This is a genomic window from Hahella sp. CCB-MM4 (assembly GCF_002260525.1).
Lineage (GTDB): Bacteria > Pseudomonadota > Gammaproteobacteria > Pseudomonadales > Oleiphilaceae > Hahella.
On sequence record NZ_MRYI01000025.1, the window covers coordinates 1 to 15405 of the forward strand.

Consider the following 15405-nt stretch of genomic DNA (forward strand, 5'->3'; position numbering starts at 1 on the left):
GGTTGTCTGGTCAAAGCAATTGCTTCACGCTTGAACTCTGGACTATATTTTTTGCGTTTGCTCATAAACACTCCTTTGGCACATTGTGCCTCTTTTTAGAAGTGTCCGCAGTCACGGGGTAGAACCCCAGTGACCTTGGTCCCAGCTCGTTTATACGTTCCTTATCGATAACATTGTAGTGATAGATTATGTATCCACTCATGTAACTTCCTTATGTAATTCCTTTGAATCTATTTTTGCTGCTTGGTTTTAATCTCTACTCTCCACAGAGTATTCTTTCCTCACCGGCCTCAATATGAGGGGGACTCATTTATCGCCGTTAAGATGTCATTTTCGTATCTGCAATTTGGAACGTTGCTTTCAGTAAGCTGTATTTCTTCTTTTATTTCTTGGGCTTTTCGAACTATTGATGCGACCGAGGAAGGTCTGACCGTCTCCAGGAGAGAAAATTTGATGACAAGCCATGGCCTTGTTTTTTGACTGTCTATCCAGATTTTCAAAAAGCCCTCGGGCCATAAACTCTCCTCTACCATCCAGTTGTAGGGAGCTCTGTTCACGACTATTTTTCTGATTCTCTTCTTCATGAGATAAATCTATCGGCAATATCTAACGCATTTTCATGATTCTTTCGATTGAGATCTAGTAGGCTTGTCAGATAGTCCCTGTGTTTTTGCTCGCGACAGAGAGTTGGGAGTAATTTCAGCAGATTTTGCTTGGTGAGTTCGAGGCCATTATACGTAGGCGGACGAGCATTGAGGTGAGAGGCTTCTATGTCATCGAAAACGGTCACCTCTAGTGGCTCTGCCAGAGCTATTTCTTCTATCCTTGGGAGCAGCTCTCTGCGGAGTTTTGCAGCAATAAGAAATAATGCGCTGAAAATGATGAATGTATTCATTTCCCCTTGGTCTTCTTCAACGTCATCCTCATCTTCAAAAGGCGTCCAATCAATCAACTCATAGCGGATCATGTCCAATAGTATTGCGCCACGTGCCAATCCATTGTCTGCATATTCGTCCACATGAGACAGATAACCCCGTAAAGACCGACGATCTGCAACAGCCTCGCCGCAGGAAAAATTGAGATACCAGTTTTCCTGCTCCTGGCCAATAGCGATCCAGTCGAGCCTGTCTGGTTCGCTCCATTGCTTTCTCATACTTTCCTTTATCGGAAGTGCATTTGAAAAGGCGTCACTATATAAGGCGCACATTGCATCGATGATGTCTTCATAGGTTTTCATGTGAGATTTATTACTCGATTATTGTTTGGTCGCTTCTCAATTATAGAGGACACACAACCGATGCTACCCGAGGACTGGGAGAAAGTGTAATTATGTTATTGATTTTTAATGAGAGTTAAACGTGCAGGCTGTGTCAAAATGGAGTTTGTCACAAATCTGGCAACCGGGAAATATCCATTCCGCACCGGTTGTCGGTTTGTGACAAATCAGTACGGGGTTGTTTGTTATTTATGGAGTTATAGATTGTGGCCAATAAAAGGAAGGCAAAATCCCTGAGAAACTGAGCAAAAGTATCGGTGGGCCGGGAATAAAGTAGTAGCCAGTGACTTTTTAATAATCAAATTTGCTCCCTCCCTATTAATGTTAGAAAATACCCCTCCTTTTTTCGCAGCTAGCAGATGTAGCAATATCTAATCCTTGAAATAAGACTCGATCCGAGCGGGAGAGAATGAATGCCTTCGCGTAAACAACTCGCCAATGCTATCCGTGCCCTGAGCATGGATGCAGTGCAAAAAGCCAAGTCAGGTCACCCGGGTGCCCCCATGGGGATGGCAGACATAGCCGAAGTATTGTGGCGAGATTATCTGCAACACAATCCCGCGGATCCATCCTGGATCAACCGTGACCGCTTTGTCCTTTCCAACGGCCACGGCTCCATGCTGTTGTACTCCTTGCTGCACCTGAGTGGCTATGATCTTTCCATTGACGACCTGAAGAATTTCCGTCAACTGCATTCCAGGACTCCCGGACACCCTGAATATGGCTATGCGCCTGGCGTAGAGACCACCACTGGCCCTCTGGGGCAGGGGATTGCCAACGCTGTCGGTATGGCCTTGGCTGAGAAGATCCTGGCAGCTCAGTTCAACCGCGAAGGTCACGACGTTATCGACCACTATACCTACGTTTTTCTGGGAGATGGCTGCCTGATGGAAGGTATTTCCCATGAAGTCGCTTCTTTGGCCGGTACTCAGGGATTGGGCAAGCTGATCTGTTTCTATGATGACAACGGCATTTCTATCGATGGTGAAGTAGAGGGTTGGTTCACCGACGATACTCCTAAGCGTTTTGAAGCTTATGGCTGGCAGGTTATTCCTGGCGTTGACGGCCACGACAGTGATGCCATCAAGGCTGCTATTGAGAAAGCCCGTGGTGACAGCGGTCGTCCGACACTGATCTGCTGCAAAACCATTATTGGTTACGGCTCTCCCAACAAACAAGGTAAAGAAGAGTGTCACGGTGCGCCATTGGGCGATGACGAGATTGTGGCTACTCGTGCGGCATTGGGCTGGGAACACCCTGCCTTTGAGGTGCCTGAAGATATTTACGCTGAATGGAATGGCCGTGACAAGGGTGCTCAGGCGCAATCAGCCTGGGGCAGCAAGTTCGAAGCCTACCAGGCTGCCCATCCTGAGCTGGCTGTCGAACTGGTGCGTCGCTGCAAGGGTGAACTGCCAGCAGATTTCGTTGCCAAGGCCGACGAATACATCGCTGCCTGTCAGGAAAAAGGCGAAACCATTGCCAGCCGTAAAGCATCACAGAATTCCATTAACGCCTATGCACCATTGCTGCCTGAATTACTGGGCGGCTCGGCTGATCTGGCAGGCTCCAACCTGACGCTGTGGAAAGACAGCAAAGGGGTAAGCAAGGAAGACGCGTCCGGTAACTATATTTTCTACGGCGTCCGTGAATTCGGTATGTCTGCCATGATGAATGGTATTGCCCTGCACGGTGGTTTCGTTCCCTACGGCGCAACCTTCCTGGTATTCATGGAATACGCCCGCAATGCGGTGCGCATGGCGGCGTTGATGAAACAACGTTCCATCTTTGTATTTACCCACGACTCCATCGGTTTGGGTGAAGACGGCCCAACCCACCAGCCGATTGAACAAATTGCCAACCTGCGTACCACTCCTAACATGAGCACTTGGCGTCCATGTGATGCGGTAGAGTCTGCTGTGGCCTGGAAAGCGGCAATCACCCGTGAAGATGGTCCAACTGCGATGATCTTCTCTCGTCAGGGACTGCCTCATCAGGCCCGTACTGATGAACAGCTCAGCAATGTCGCCCGCGGTGGATATGTGCTGAAAGACTGCGATGGTCAACCGGACCTGATCCTGATTGCTACTGGTTCTGAAATCGGCCTGGCCGTTGATGCTGCCGCGAAATTGTCAGAGCAGGGCAAAAAGGTACGTGTGGTATCCATGCCGTCCACTGACGTGTTCGAAAAGCAGGATATTGCTTACCGTCAGTCGGTATTGCCTTTGGAAGTGACTGCCCGTATTGCGATTGAAGCAGCCCATGAAGACTTCTGGTACAAGTATGTAGGTCTTGACGGACGCATCATCGGCATGAGCACTTTTGGCGAGTCAGCGCCTGCCAACCTGTTGTTCGAAGAGTTTGGCTTTACCGTTGACAATGTGGTCGCCCAGGCGAATGAACTGTTTGATTCCCTGGACGCTTGAAGTTAACCCCGTAGTACGGGGAAGAGTAGGGATGTTTTAGCGTTATGTTGCGAGTGGCAATCAATGGTTATGGACGTATCGGGCAATGTGTCTTGCGCGCACTCTATGAGTCCGGTTACCGGCAGTCCATGCAGGTGGTGGCTGTTAACGAGCTTTCCGATGCTGAAACCATTGCTTACCTGACCCGCTATGACACCACCCACGGTCCTTTCCGTGGGGAGGTGTCCATACGGGATGGTCACCTGATGGTAAATGGGGATCATATCCGTCTGGTCAGGGAGCCCGATCCCGGAAAGTTGCCCTGGGGTGAGATCGGTGTGGATCTGGTGTTGGAATGTACCGGTGCTTTTTCGGACCGGGAAACCGCACAGCGTCATATCGATTCGGGTGCAGGTAAAGTGCTGTTTTCTCAGCCGGCAGAAGCGACCGTGGACCACACGGTGGTATTCGGTATTAACCAGGACGGACTCAAACCAGAACACACCATTGTCTCCAACGCTTCCTGTACCACTAATTGCATCGTTCCTATCATCAAGCTATTGGATGACCAGCTGACTATCGAAAGAGGGGTGATTACCACCATTCATTCTGCGATGAACGATCAGCCGGTCATCGACGCCTATCACCACCATGACTTGCGTCGTACCCGTAGCGCTATGGCTTCGTTGGTGCCGGTCAACACCGGGCTGGCCAAGGGGATTGAGCGGTTGTTACCCCACCTGACCGGTAAATTCGAAGCCAATGCGGTACGGGTTCCGGTAATTAATGTATCCATGATGGATCTGACCGTATGTGTCAGCCGGGAAACCTCGGCGGCAGAGGTCAATGAAATCCTGCGCGTAGCCTCAGAGCAACAATTTGACGGCATTATCGGTTATACCGAAGAACCCCTGACTTCCTGCGATTTCAACCACGATTGCCGTAGTGGCATTGTGGATGGTAATCAGACCCAGGTGAGTGGTAACCGCCTGATCAAAGTCATGGCCTGGTTTGATAACGAATGGGGATTTGCCAATCGAATGCTGGACACCAGTGCATGCTGGTTCAATTTATGATCGGAAACAGGGCCTGTTTATGATGGGCATCAGGGCCCGTTCACACGAATTAAAATAGCCCGGCAAGCCCGCTGGGCAGATAAAAATTATGGGATGGTCGAAAGACATACGGGTCGAAACCTTGGCCTGATAACGAACAACTACGAAATGTATACATTCAAAGTTTTACGATAGAACTTAAGAGGTTTACCACCATGTCTGTAATCAAAATGACCGACCTGGACCTGAAAGGCAAAAGGGTCCTGATCCGTGAAGATCTCAACGTCCCAGTGAAAAATGGCAAAGTGACATCTGACGCCCGTATCCTGGCTGCATTGCCAACCATCAAGCTTGCCTTGGAACAGGGCGCTAAAGTGATGGTCATGTCTCACCTGGGCCGCCCTGAAGAAGGTGTATTCTCTGAAGAGAATTCCATGAAACCGGTAGGAGAGTATCTGTCCCAGCTGCTGGGTCAGGATGTTCCTGTATTGAAGGACTATCTGGACGGTGGATTCAATCTGGATGAAGGTTCGTTGGTCCTGTTCGAGAATGTTCGCTTTAATCCTGGCGAGAAGAAGGACGGTGAAGAACTGTCTCAGAAATATGCCGCACTTTGCGACATTTTTGTCATGGACGCATTCGGTACCGCTCACCGGGCTCAGGCTTCTACCCATGGTGTGGCGAAATTCGCGCCGGTTGCCTGTGCAGGTCCTTTGCTGGCAGCAGAGCTTGAGGCTCTGGGTAAAGCGCTGGGTAATCCTGCTCGCCCGATGGTGGCAATTGTGGCCGGCTCCAAGGTGTCCACCAAGCTGGATGTTTTGAACTCCCTGTCTGATATCTGTGACTCCTTGATTGTGGGTGGCGGAATAGCCAACACATTCCTTGCCGCGGCTGGCCAGAAAGTCGGTAAATCTCTGTGCGAGATGGATCTGCTGGATACCGCTAAAAATATTGCTGCCAAGGTGAACATCCCTCTGCCTACAGATGTGGTTGTGGCCAGTGAATTCAGCGAATCTGCCGCAGCGACCACCAAGCCGGTAGCTGAGGTCAATGATGAAGACATGATTTTGGATATCGGGCCTGACACCGCCGCACAACTGGCGGAAGTACTGAAGTCCGCCAAGACCATTTTGTGGAATGGTCCTGTAGGCGTATTTGAATTTGATCAGTTTGGCGGCGGCACCGAAGCTCTGGCAAAAGCCATTGCGTCTTCTGGAGCCTTCTCTATTGCCGGTGGTGGCGATACACTGGCGGCCATTGATAAATATGGCGTTAAAGAGCAGATTTCCTATATCTCTACTGGTGGCGGTGCATTCCTTGAATTTGTGGAAGGCAAGACACTGCCGGCGGTGGCGATGCTTGAGAAGCGCGCTGAAGGTTAAAATTAAGGCTTTCCAGTTATATTTTCAGAAAGTGGATCTGATTAAAGACGGATTGTCTTTTTAATAACTGATTATCTTTTTAAAAAGAACTAAAGGGTCGATACCGGCTCCCCAGGGAGCCGGTCTAATAACTTACTAATCAATTAAGCAACTGAGGGGAAGATCGATGGCATTGATTACCATGCGTCAGCTTCTGGACCATGCCGCAGAATACGAGTACGGTGTTCCGGCATTTAACGTTAACAACCTGGAACAGATGCGGGCCATTATGGAAGCTGCCGATGAAACCGACAGCCCGGTGATCGTGCAGGCTTCTGCCGGAGCCCGGAAATATGCAGGAGCGCCTTTCCTGCGTCACTTGATTCTGGCGGCAATTGAAGAGTTTCCCCATATTCCGGTGGTTATGCATCAGGATCACGGTACCTCTCCTTCTGTTTGTCAGCGTTCCATTCAACTGGGCTTTTCATCTGTAATGATGGACGGTTCCCTTGGGGAAGACGGCAAAACTCCTACCAGCTACGAATACAACCTTGACGTTACCCGTCGTACCGTTGAAATGGCTCACGCCTGTGGTGTATCCGTCGAAGGTGAGCTGGGTTGTCTGGGCTCTCTGGAAACCGGACAGGCGGGCGAGGAAGACGGTATTGGCGCAGAAGGTACTCTGAGTCATGACCAGATGCTGACGGATCCGGATGAAGCAGCAGACTTCGTTTCCAAGACCAAAGTTGATGCTCTGGCCATCGCGATCGGTACCAGCCACGGCGCGTATAAATTTACCCGTCCACCCACGGGTGACATTCTGGCGATCGAGCGTATCAAGGCGATCCACCAGCGTATCCCCAATACCCACTTGGTGATGCACGGTTCCTCTTCTGTACCCCAGGACTGGCTGGCAGTAATCAACGAGTTCGGCGGAGAAATTCCTGAAACTTACGGTGTTCCTGTGGAAGAGATCCAGGAAGGTATCAAGCACGGTGTTCGCAAGGTGAACATCGATACTGACCTGCGTCTGGCCTCCACTGGTGCGATTCGCCGTTTCATGGCACAGAACAAGTCTGAATTCGATCCGCGTAAATACCTGACTCATGCGACCAAAGCTATGAAGGATATCTGTGTGGCGCGTTATAACGCATTTGGTACTGCTGGTCAGGCGAGCAAGATCAAGGTGATCTCCCTGGATGATATGACCCAGCGTTATATTGCGGGTGAGCTTGATCCCAAAATCAATTGATTGAGTGATAAAGAGCCTCTCCTATCGCGGGGCTCTTAACTGAACAAGAGCCACCAGGTATCACGCCTTGGTGGCTTTTTTATCAGCGCTCTAAACTAAATATAAACAGCATCTGCTATGCTGACAGACTTGCTGGCGCTGGCCAGTGATACTGACTTTTACCTGGATGATGTAATGACACCGTTTTGGGATAGAGAGAAATTAAGTGCCCAGCTGCGCCCGATATCATTTTCCGATGCACCGGAGATGACCGATATCGAGGAGCGTTATTGCCGTTACTATCGGATTGATAAGGAAACGCGTATCACCGGAACCACGCATCGTCTCGGCTATTTCGAGGCATTGGGATTCCGGCTGGCCATGCATGTTTATTCTCCACCTCGTCCCCGGGGGACGGTGTTTGTCTTTCACGGCTACTTTGACCATGTCGGGCTATACGGCCATATGATCGAGTATCTGTTGAGAGAGGGGTATTCTGTCGTTGCCTATGATCTTCCCGGGCACGGCCTGTCCAGTGGTGAGCCTGTATCAATCCAAAGTTTTACCCAATATCAGAAGGTGCTTGAGGCATGCCTTGAGTTCTGCAAAGGGCATGTTCCTGAACCCTGGCTGGCGGTCGGGCAGAGTACGGGGGCGGCAGTGTTGGTGGACTATCTCTGCAGCCATCGGTTTTCCAGTGAGACCAGCCCCTTTCGACATTGGGTCTTACTGGCACCCCTGGTTCGTCCATTGGGTTGGCGCTCAGCATTATTTCTGCATACCTTTCTGGGACCCTTCCTGCGTACCTGGAAGCGGGTGTTCATGCCGAACTCCCATGACAATGATTTTATCCGATTCCTCAAGGAGAAGGATCCCTTGCAGTCCAGGGCTGTCTCCATTGACTGGGTCGGTGCGCTCAGACGCTGGGTCAAGGAAATTGAGGCATCAGACCCTCTGGCACATCCGGTCACTATTATTCAGGGGCAGGATGACACGACCGTTGACTGGAGACACAATATTCCCCAGTTGCAGAAACTATTGCCGAATGCCGATGTAAAGTTCCTGCCGGAAGGTCGGCATCAATTAGTCAACGAGTCTGTGCCGATTCGCAACCAGGTATTCGAGTGGGTGGCTCAGGCGTTTAATGACGCTCTCAATGACGAGCAACCGATAGAGGCCAAACCTTCCTGAATAGAAGCCGACTCTTCCTGAGAAGGACTCAGTCAGCAGTCTTTTGAGGTGGGGTGGGATTTTGGATCGGGATGTAAATGTAACGAATTGTATGCGGAATACGTTGCACTAATCGACGTTAAGGCAGGAAATATTAACAATGGCTAACATTTCTTAAGCTTCTGTTCAGGCAAAATAGGGCACTATATGTGTCATCCAAACGTTATTCGGAGAATCTTGAATGAAATCTAAAATAGTCGCCCTGGTTGTGGTTGGTGCTTTGGCATCCGGTTGCCAGACCTATGATCCCTATACCGGTGAGAAGAAGACCTCTAATGCGACGGCAGGAGCTGTTATTGGCGCTGTGAGCGGTGCTGTGATAGGAGCTGCAACTTCCAGTAAGAAAGACCGTGCCAAAGGTGCACTGATTGGAGCTACTGCCGGTGGCGCTATTGGTGGTGGTATCGGTTACTACATGGACAAGCAGGAAGCTGAACTGCGTCATAAGCTGGAAGGAACCGGTGTTCGTGTTGTTCGTAACGGAAATGAAATTACCCTGGTCATGCCTGGTAATATCACGTTTGACACCGGTCGTTCAGAAGTTAAATCGGGCTTTTACCCGACCCTGGAATCAGTTGGTCTGGTGCTGAAAGAATTCGATAAAACGATTATTGAAGTGGCAGGGCATACCGACTCTACCGGTGGTGCCGACCTGAACCAGCGTCTGAGTGAGCAGCGTGCACAAAGCGTTGGCCAGTTCCTGGTGACTCAGGGAGTTGCTTCATCTCGTGTGCAAGCGGTCGGTTTTGGCCCCCGTTATCCGGTGGCGACCAACAAAACGGCAGAAGGCCGTGCAGCTAACCGTCGCGTTGAACTGAAATTGCTTCCTATGGAAGGCTGATCAGTACAACCCTGACAAAAAATGCCGCTGATCAGCGGCATTTTTTTTAGATTTCGTACTCCACTACTCTGCGTTCTCCGCGCAGGGCTCCCACAATCGGTTTTACCTTTTCATGCTCGGGGTGGGTTTCATAGGCTTCCAGTGCTTCCTGGTTGGAAAAGTCGACCTGCATCACCACATCGGAGGCATCTTCTGACTGACTGGTATTGATACCAACGGTGATACTGATCATTCCGGGAATCTTATTGCGCATGGATTCCAGAGCCTGTTTGATCTGGGCTGCATCGCGGTGTTTTTCCTCTTCACTCTGCGCTTTCAAGCGCCAAAGCACTACTCTTCTGATCATGATATTCCACTTTCTTGGTAAAGGTTATTGTCCTTTAAAGGGATGAGTCCTGGCGATCAATTGATATTTTGCCGCTGAAATCTGGCCATTGGCGCCAGCGGAGTGATCGCCTTGATCCTGTCCAAATGTATTTGCCTGGTACTGTCATCACACTTGTACACAAGCCATTCCGTCTTGTCCGCCAGGGTTCTGGTGGTAACAGCCTGTCCTCTTATTCGCTGCTCGTCAATGGTTTCTATTGTTATGTCATAGTGGTAAAGACAGGCAATTTCCAGAAAATCGTGGCGGTCGCAGGTAATTGGTTTGTAGTCGCTTGTCATTTTCCAGTCTCCTGTTCCTTTCCGGGGGTGCCGTCAAAGTGTCAGGCCAATGCATCAGGTAAAAGTAAAGAATTTCCCTATCATACGCTGATTTAGCGGATTTCATATAGTCGTAAGCTTCCAGCCCGCAGGTTTTCAGCCCCATTGATACAGGTTCTGATTCCAGGTAACACAGGTTCTGATTCCAGGTAACACAGGTTTTGATTCCAGTTAACAAAAGAAAGACAATGCATTTTCCACTTTTGCTCAGCCAGACATAGGAATACGGGAAGCTTGATTCATGACGGACAGTCTATTATTTCGCATTGGAGTGCCTTTAGGATTATTTATCATCATGTTTGGCCTGGGAGCGACCTTGAGTCGGGCGCAGCTCTATGTGGCCGTTAAAGATCGTGCGGCTATGGCGGCGGGTCTGCTCTCACAGGTGATTCTGTTACCACTTATCGGAATCATTATTGCCTGGCTGGCGCCGGTGTCGGTAGAGTTCAAATACGGGATTCTGATACTGGCATGCTGTCCCGGGGGGACGACGTCCAATATCTTTACTTACCTGGCGCGGGGAAACCTTGCGCTGTCGGTCAGTCTGACCACCATCAGCAGTCTTCTGTCTTTATTAACTCTGCCGGTAACTCTTGCTCTCGGCGCTATGGTGCTGTCACAACAGGCTGCACCCGTTGATATCCCGCAGGGGTATATTATCAAGAGCCTGTTGGCGGTCACTGTTGTGCCGGTGTGTCTGGGAATGCTGATCAGATTCAAATGGCCCAACCTTGCCAATTGGCTGGAGTCGAGAATTACAGTGTTCAGCAGCCTGTTTCTTGCAGTGTTGGTAGCGGCGATAGGAATTAAGGACTGGGAAGTGCTGTATGGCAACATGCCGACACTTGGGCCTTTTCTGATGCTACTCAGTGCATCGACAATGTTGCTGGGAACGGCGATGGCCCGAATGGTCCGAGCCGGACGGGCTGATGCTGTGACCATTGGCCTGGAGGCGGGCATTCAGAATTCCGGTCTGGCCATTTTTATTGCTCTGTCGGTGATCGGCAATGAGCTGATGTCCATTCCCGCTGCTATCTATTCGGTTTCCATGTATATCTGCGCCGCTGTAATGATTTCCATCGGGCGGCGGCAATATCGCCGCGAATCAGGTATTCAGGTGGCTTCGTCCCGTTGAGCTTCGTCGGAAGTCCTGATACCGGATAACCAGGCCAGGGCTGGTATCAGGATTCCCCATACGGGCAGGTAAACCATCAATAGTGAGCCCCAGCCTACCGGGGCATCAAGAGCACCTAACAGATGAGCCGAATATAGTGAAATGGGGGCTCCCAGTATTCCGAAACCTGCAGCAAGCAGGTAGCGGCCCTTTAACCATTTCATGCTGTGATTGAAGCTTAAGGAAAAACCTGCCCACAGACAGGCAATCCAAAGTGGTGGATAGCTGGCCGATGGCTGTAGCCGGTAATCAATTAAACCGGTTCCTATCCAGATGGGCTCTACTGCGAAGGCGATTAACAGGCCGATAAAGGCCATGCGCATGTCTGCCTGTATTTGTTTTCCAAATATGAAGCTCCAGGCCATCAGCGCCACAAGTGCGGTGGGAGAAGGCCAGTCCGCTTGATGAGCCGCACCCACAACAGACGAGTACCAGAGGGCTGTCATCAGGGTAGCATTTCCAATCATATTGATTTTGGTCGTCGAAGACATATGGCGGATCTCGCTGAGTCATCAAATTTTGGCGGATGGGTTGGGACACCGCATTGCTGCGCTATGCTTAAATAACCTGAGGACATAGCCTTTGATTAGATTTTGACCCATGTCTGGTGTTTAAGTGGGTCATTTTAGGGGACGATGCATGATGTTTGAAGCCGCGGAACTCGGACGTAAGCTTACCAAGGCGGAATACAGGGAATTGGAGCCGGTATTGAGGGAGCAGTTGCTGTTGACTCAATCAGCACTCCAGAAGGCCAACATTCCCTTGTATATTCTGCTCGAGGGGGCGGACAGTACATGTAAAGGGGAGGTGGTTAATCTGCTGAACCAGTGGTTTGACACGCGTGGGTTGATTGTTAACGGGTTCGGTCCCAAAACCGACGAAGAAGCCAGGCGGCCTCGTTTTTGGCGGTATTGGCGTAACTTCCCCAGTCGGGGGCAGATTGGCGTGTTTTATGGCACTTGGTATACCGGAGAGCTGATTAAGCGGGCTACCGGGAAGCAGGAAAAGGATGAATTTGACAGCCATATGCAGCGAATTGAACAAACAGAAACGCTGCTTTCCCTGGACGGGGCCCTGATACTGAAATTCTGGCTGCACACATCAGAAAGCGATCTCAAGAAAAACCTCTGCAATGTTCTAAAGGCGGAAGGTAAAGGCTGGGTTGGCGCACCGGCTGACCAACACATCCTGAAGAACTATCGACGTTTTATCAAAGCGGCGGAAAGGGCTGTGAGGTTGTCCGATCAGGTAATGGCTCCCTGGTTCCTGATTGAGGCGGGCAATGACCGGTACCGCAATGCCACTCTGGTCAGAACGGTTATTGAAACTGTGCAGAAGCGTCTGGGAGATCTTAAAGAGACTCAGCAGAAGCATCGACGCAAAAGCGATAAATTGCTCGGAAATAAACTGCTTTTATCGGACGATGCCACCATTAAAGTTCTGGATCAGGTGGATCTGACCTCAAGCCTGGAAAAGAAAGACTATGAAAAACGTCTTGAGGAGCTGCAATCTGAACTCAATCAGCTGAGTTGGAGAGCCTACCATCAGGGAATTAGCATGATTCTGGTATTTGAAGGCTGGGATGCGGCAGGAAAAGGAGGCGCCATCAGAAGAATTATGCAGGCGGTGGATGCCAGGATCGCACGGGTGATTTCCATCGCGGCTCCCACCGATGAAGAAAAATCCCACCATTATCTGTGGCGTTTTTGGCGTCATGTTCCCGTGGCAGGAAGACATACGATCTATGATCGAAGCTGGTATGGCCGGGTGCTGGTGGAAAGGGTGGAGGGATTTGCCAGTGAGTTGGAATGGCGCAGGGCCTACTCTGAAATCAATGATTTTGAGGAACAGATTGGCGCACGTGGCAATGTCTTATTGAAGTTCTGGCTGCATATTGATAAAGATGAACAGCTTGAGCGTTTTAAGGCGCGTGAGGATATCCCCTATAAAAACTATAAGATTACAGATGAAGACTGGCGTAACCGGGAGCGATGGCAGGATTACGAAAATGCGGTTCATGATATGGTTGTACGCACCAGCACGGACTTTGCCCCATGGACTCTGGTGGCCGCAAACAGTAAGCATTATGCCAGGATCCGGGTTTTGGAAACGGTCTGTGAAGGGTTAAAAAAAGCACTGGATAACGCAGAGGATTGAAGGAGAAGTGCATGATGGCTGTAACGTTGGAGAGAATCCGCCAACTGATCAATAAATTCAAGCGTCAAACAAAGTACCATCTGGCTACTTTGCTGCTGTTGTTATGCTCATCGGTCGCCGTGATATCCAGGGCGGACTTTTATGGTCCCGTTGAAATATATTCCGATAAGGGGGAGCTGAATATTGAGGAGCGTGCGAACGTGGTCCAGGATCGGGTTGTGCTGACCTTGAAGAACCTGGAGGAATCTGACCTCCACTGCGAAGTTCATTTTATGAATGGGCCTGAGTTGATTATCAAGCGAGTGGGCTTTGTGACTGCCGGTAAGGAAATTCTGTTTTATGCACCATTGCGGCGCACAATCGTTAAGATTGTGGTTGATTATACTTGCAACGCGATTTGATGAAATCCTGAAGCAGGAACGCGTATATCCCGGTCGGAATCTTTCATTCTGCTATTCACCAAGGGCTGAAAATGATTAAAAAAGTGACTTTGGGGACGCTGCTATTAGCGTTACTGGTGTTGGCAATTATTGTATTGCGCACGTTTATGCTGACACCGGATTCGCTTCCTCTGATTGAGCCGGAGAATCTTGAGGTTGATTCTCAGGAAGCTGTCGGCCGGTTAAGCCAGGCGATACAGTTCAAAACCATTTCCCAGGTCCTGCCTGCCAAGGAGGGGAAGCCTGCCAAAACTCTGGTGGATGAGAATGTATTTACTTCGTTTCACCAATATCTTCTGCAGGCCTACCCCAAGCTTCATCAGCATCTGGACAGGCAGATTCTGCAAAAATTCAGCATGCTCTACACATGGCCTGGAACTGATACCAGCAAAGCGCCGATTGTATTGATGGCCCACCAGGATGTGGTGCCTTTTGCAATGACGAATCTTGATGTGTGGAAATTTCCTCCTTTCTCCGGCGCCATTGAAGAAGGGTATATCTGGGGTAGGGGAACCCTGGATGATAAGTCCTCCATGATGGCCATCATGGAGGCTGTTGAGAATCTCGTGAAGACTGGCTGGCAGCCTTCCCGCACCATTTATCTCGCCTTCGGTCATGATGAAGAAGTGGGCGGTACAGGCGCTGCTGCCATTGCTGCCTATTTTGAGAAGCAAGGTATCAAGCCGGGTATGGTGCTGGATGAAGGTGGTTTTGTCATGCGATCCGTTATTCCCGGTGTCAGCCAGCCTGTAGGTTTGATCGGTATTGCTGAGAAGGGTTATCTCAGCGTTAAGCTGAAGGCTCTTGGACAGGGTGGGCACTCCTCGATGCCACCACCGCATACCGCCGCCGGCATCATTGCCGCGGCAGTGGCCCGACTTGAGCAGAATCCGCCCGCAATGCGGCTAGATGGGGCGACCCGGGAACTTTTTGACGCAGTAAGTCCCTACATGTCATTCGGTAAACGGGCGGTGTTTGCCAACCTTTGGTTGTTCGAACCGGTGGTTTTATCCATTCTGGAGTCGAAGGAATCCTCCAATGCCACCGTGCGTACGACTCAGGCCGTAACAATGCTGAACAGCGGCCAGAAAGACAATGTACTGCCTTCATCTGCTTCAGCGGTGATCAACTATCGACTTCTGCCGGAGGATTCTGTGGAAGTGGTGATGGAGCATATTCGTCAGATCGTTAATGATGATCGGATCAGCATTGAAGCATATCCCTATGCCAGTGAGGCCAGCAGGGTCTCCAGCACCGACAATCCACTTTTCCGTGCTCTGGTGGGAGTTAGTCTGGGCGTGTTCCGGGATCAGGAGGTGGTGATGGCCCCGTACCTGACGATTGGGGCGACCGATGCGAGGCACTACCAGCGCGTGTCCGACAACCAATATCGATTCCTGCCGATTCCCCTAACCGGAGAAGATCTGCCACGGATTCATGGGCCAAACGAAAGAATCGCCGTTGATGATTATCTGCGTATGATCCAATTCTATGTTGCATTCATACGGCAGTCGGGACGGGAGTAAGAAGAAT

General features: G+C 50.3%; 15 protein-coding genes. 10 read left to right on the forward strand and 5 right to left on the reverse strand.

Annotated elements, in window-relative coordinates; all coding sequences use genetic code 11:
• Positions 1–290 precede the first annotated feature (290 nt).
• Together BTA51_RS26785 and BTA51_RS26790 are read right to left on the reverse strand one after the other, a co-directional pair.
• On the reverse strand, positions 291–584 hold the full coding sequence (locus BTA51_RS26785; RefSeq protein ID WP_094712157.1) for a hypothetical protein: 294 nt from the start codon (positions 582–584) through the stop codon (positions 291–293).
• The gene (locus BTA51_RS26790) at positions 581–1237 is read right to left on the reverse strand and encodes a hypothetical protein (RefSeq protein WP_141215689.1); all 657 of its coding nucleotides are present in this window, start codon (positions 1235–1237) and stop codon (positions 581–583) included. The genes BTA51_RS26785 and BTA51_RS26790 overlap by 4 nt, the downstream gene beginning before the upstream one ends.
• A 452-nt stretch (positions 1238–1689) precedes the next feature.
• On the opposite strand from BTA51_RS26790, the gene tkt reads away from it, so the two are divergent.
• The 6 genes from tkt to BTA51_RS26820 all read left to right on the forward strand — a co-directional run bounded on the left by tkt (position 1690) and on the right by BTA51_RS26820 (position 9396).
• Positions 1690–3699, forward strand: a complete 2010-nt coding sequence (tkt, locus tag BTA51_RS26795) for a transketolase (protein ID WP_094712159.1) — start codon at positions 1690–1692, stop codon at positions 3697–3699.
• A 44-nt stretch (positions 3700–3743) separates the two neighbouring features.
• A complete protein-coding gene (gene gap, locus BTA51_RS26800; RefSeq protein WP_094712160.1) occupies positions 3744–4754 on the forward strand; it encodes a type I glyceraldehyde-3-phosphate dehydrogenase in 1011 nt (336 codons plus the stop codon).
• A 194-nt stretch (positions 4755–4948) separates the two neighbouring features.
• Positions 4949–6115 carry a phosphoglycerate kinase gene (locus BTA51_RS26805; RefSeq protein WP_094712161.1) on the forward strand — a complete coding sequence of 389 codons (1167 nt, stop codon included), beginning with the start codon at positions 4949–4951 and terminating at the stop codon, positions 6113–6115.
• A 166-nt stretch (positions 6116–6281) separates the two neighbouring features.
• Positions 6282–7346, forward strand: coding sequence for a class II fructose-bisphosphate aldolase (gene fba / locus BTA51_RS26810; protein ID WP_094712162.1), 1065 nt, complete (start codon positions 6282–6284; stop codon positions 7344–7346).
• Positions 7347–7463: 117 nt separating this feature from the next.
• On the forward strand, positions 7464–8516 hold the full coding sequence (locus tag BTA51_RS26815; protein WP_246841210.1) for an alpha/beta hydrolase: 1053 nt from the start codon (positions 7464–7466) through the stop codon (positions 8514–8516).
• A 220-nt stretch (positions 8517–8736) separates the two neighbouring features.
• On the forward strand, positions 8737–9396 hold the full coding sequence (locus BTA51_RS26820) for an OmpA family protein (RefSeq protein ID WP_094712163.1): 660 nt from the start codon (positions 8737–8739) through the stop codon (positions 9394–9396).
• Between the two features lie 46 nt (positions 9397–9442).
• Here BTA51_RS26820 and BTA51_RS26825 read toward each other — a convergent pair whose 3' ends face one another.
• Complete coding sequence (locus BTA51_RS26825; RefSeq protein ID WP_094712164.1) at positions 9443–9742, reverse strand: Dabb family protein; 300 nt, start codon at positions 9740–9742, stop codon at positions 9443–9445.
• 56 nt (positions 9743–9798) lie between these two features.
• Positions 9799–10062: a Rho-binding antiterminator gene (locus BTA51_RS26830; RefSeq protein ID WP_094712165.1), complete on the reverse strand. Its 264-nt coding sequence runs from the start codon at positions 10060–10062 to the stop codon at positions 9799–9801.
• 280 nt (positions 10063–10342) lie between these two features.
• Here BTA51_RS26830 and BTA51_RS26835 point away from each other — a divergent pair, with 280 nt between their 5' ends.
• Entirely contained in the window at positions 10343–11236 is an 894-nt protein-coding gene (locus tag BTA51_RS26835) for a bile acid:sodium symporter family protein (RefSeq protein ID WP_094712166.1), read from the forward strand.
• On the opposite strand, the gene BTA51_RS26840 is transcribed toward BTA51_RS26835, so the two are convergent.
• Positions 11215–11766 carry a DUF2878 domain-containing protein gene (locus BTA51_RS26840; RefSeq protein ID WP_094712167.1) on the reverse strand — a complete coding sequence of 184 codons (552 nt, stop codon included), beginning with the start codon at positions 11764–11766 and terminating at the stop codon, positions 11215–11217. The two genes, BTA51_RS26835 and BTA51_RS26840, sit on opposite strands and share 22 nt — an antisense overlap.
• A 148-nt stretch (positions 11767–11914) precedes the next feature.
• On the opposite strand from BTA51_RS26840, the gene pap reads away from it, so the two are divergent.
• The 3 genes from pap to BTA51_RS26855 all read left to right on the forward strand — a co-directional run bounded on the left by pap (position 11915) and on the right by BTA51_RS26855 (position 15398).
• Positions 11915–13432 (forward strand): polyphosphate:AMP phosphotransferase, encoded by a 1518-nt coding sequence (gene pap, locus BTA51_RS26845; protein WP_246841211.1) that lies wholly within the window; start codon positions 11915–11917, stop codon positions 13430–13432.
• An 11-nt stretch (positions 13433–13443) separates the two neighbouring features.
• Positions 13444–13833 carry a hypothetical protein gene (locus BTA51_RS26850; protein WP_094712168.1) on the forward strand — a complete coding sequence of 130 codons (390 nt, stop codon included), beginning with the start codon at positions 13444–13446 and terminating at the stop codon, positions 13831–13833.
• A 71-nt stretch (positions 13834–13904) separates the two neighbouring features.
• Entirely contained in the window at positions 13905–15398 is a 1494-nt protein-coding gene (locus BTA51_RS26855) for a M20 family peptidase (RefSeq protein ID WP_094712169.1), read from the forward strand.
• Positions 15399–15405 lie beyond the last annotated feature (7 nt).

Excerpts from the sequence above, each read along its gene's own strand:
- tkt (WP_094712159.1), top strand. The coding sequence starts at position 1,690 with ATGCCTTCGCGTAAACAACTCGCCAATGCTATCCGTGCCCTGAGCATG.
- BTA51_RS26835 (WP_094712166.1), top strand. The coding sequence starts at position 10,343 with ATGACGGACAGTCTATTATTTCGCATTGGAGTGCCTTTAGGATTATTT.
- BTA51_RS26840 (WP_094712167.1), bottom strand. The coding sequence starts at position 11,766 with ATGTCTTCGACGACCAAAATCAATATGATTGGAAATGCTACCCTGATG.
- BTA51_RS26820 (WP_094712163.1), top strand. The coding sequence starts at position 8,737 with ATGAAATCTAAAATAGTCGCCCTGGTTGTGGTTGGTGCTTTGGCATCC.
- BTA51_RS26805 (WP_094712161.1), top strand. The coding sequence starts at position 4,949 with ATGTCTGTAATCAAAATGACCGACCTGGACCTGAAAGGCAAAAGGGTC.
- BTA51_RS26785 (WP_094712157.1), bottom strand. The coding sequence starts at position 584 with ATGAAGAAGAGAATCAGAAAAATAGTCGTGAACAGAGCTCCCTACAAC.
- pap (WP_246841211.1), top strand. The coding sequence starts at position 11,915 with ATGATGTTTGAAGCCGCGGAACTCGGACGTAAGCTTACCAAGGCGGAA.
- BTA51_RS26830 (WP_094712165.1), bottom strand. The coding sequence starts at position 10,062 with ATGACAAGCGACTACAAACCAATTACCTGCGACCGCCACGATTTTCTG.
- BTA51_RS26815 (WP_246841210.1), top strand. The coding sequence starts at position 7,464 with ATGCTGACAGACTTGCTGGCGCTGGCCAGTGATACTGACTTTTACCTG.
- BTA51_RS26850 (WP_094712168.1), top strand. The coding sequence starts at position 13,444 with ATGATGGCTGTAACGTTGGAGAGAATCCGCCAACTGATCAATAAATTC.
- gap (WP_094712160.1), top strand. The coding sequence starts at position 3,744 with ATGTTGCGAGTGGCAATCAATGGTTATGGACGTATCGGGCAATGTGTC.
- BTA51_RS26855 (WP_094712169.1), top strand. The coding sequence starts at position 13,905 with ATGATTAAAAAAGTGACTTTGGGGACGCTGCTATTAGCGTTACTGGTG.
- BTA51_RS26790 (WP_141215689.1), bottom strand. The coding sequence starts at position 1,237 with ATGAAAACCTATGAAGACATCATCGATGCAATGTGCGCCTTATATAGT.
- fba (WP_094712162.1), top strand. The coding sequence starts at position 6,282 with ATGGCATTGATTACCATGCGTCAGCTTCTGGACCATGCCGCAGAATAC.
- BTA51_RS26825 (WP_094712164.1), bottom strand. The coding sequence starts at position 9,742 with ATGATCAGAAGAGTAGTGCTTTGGCGCTTGAAAGCGCAGAGTGAAGAG.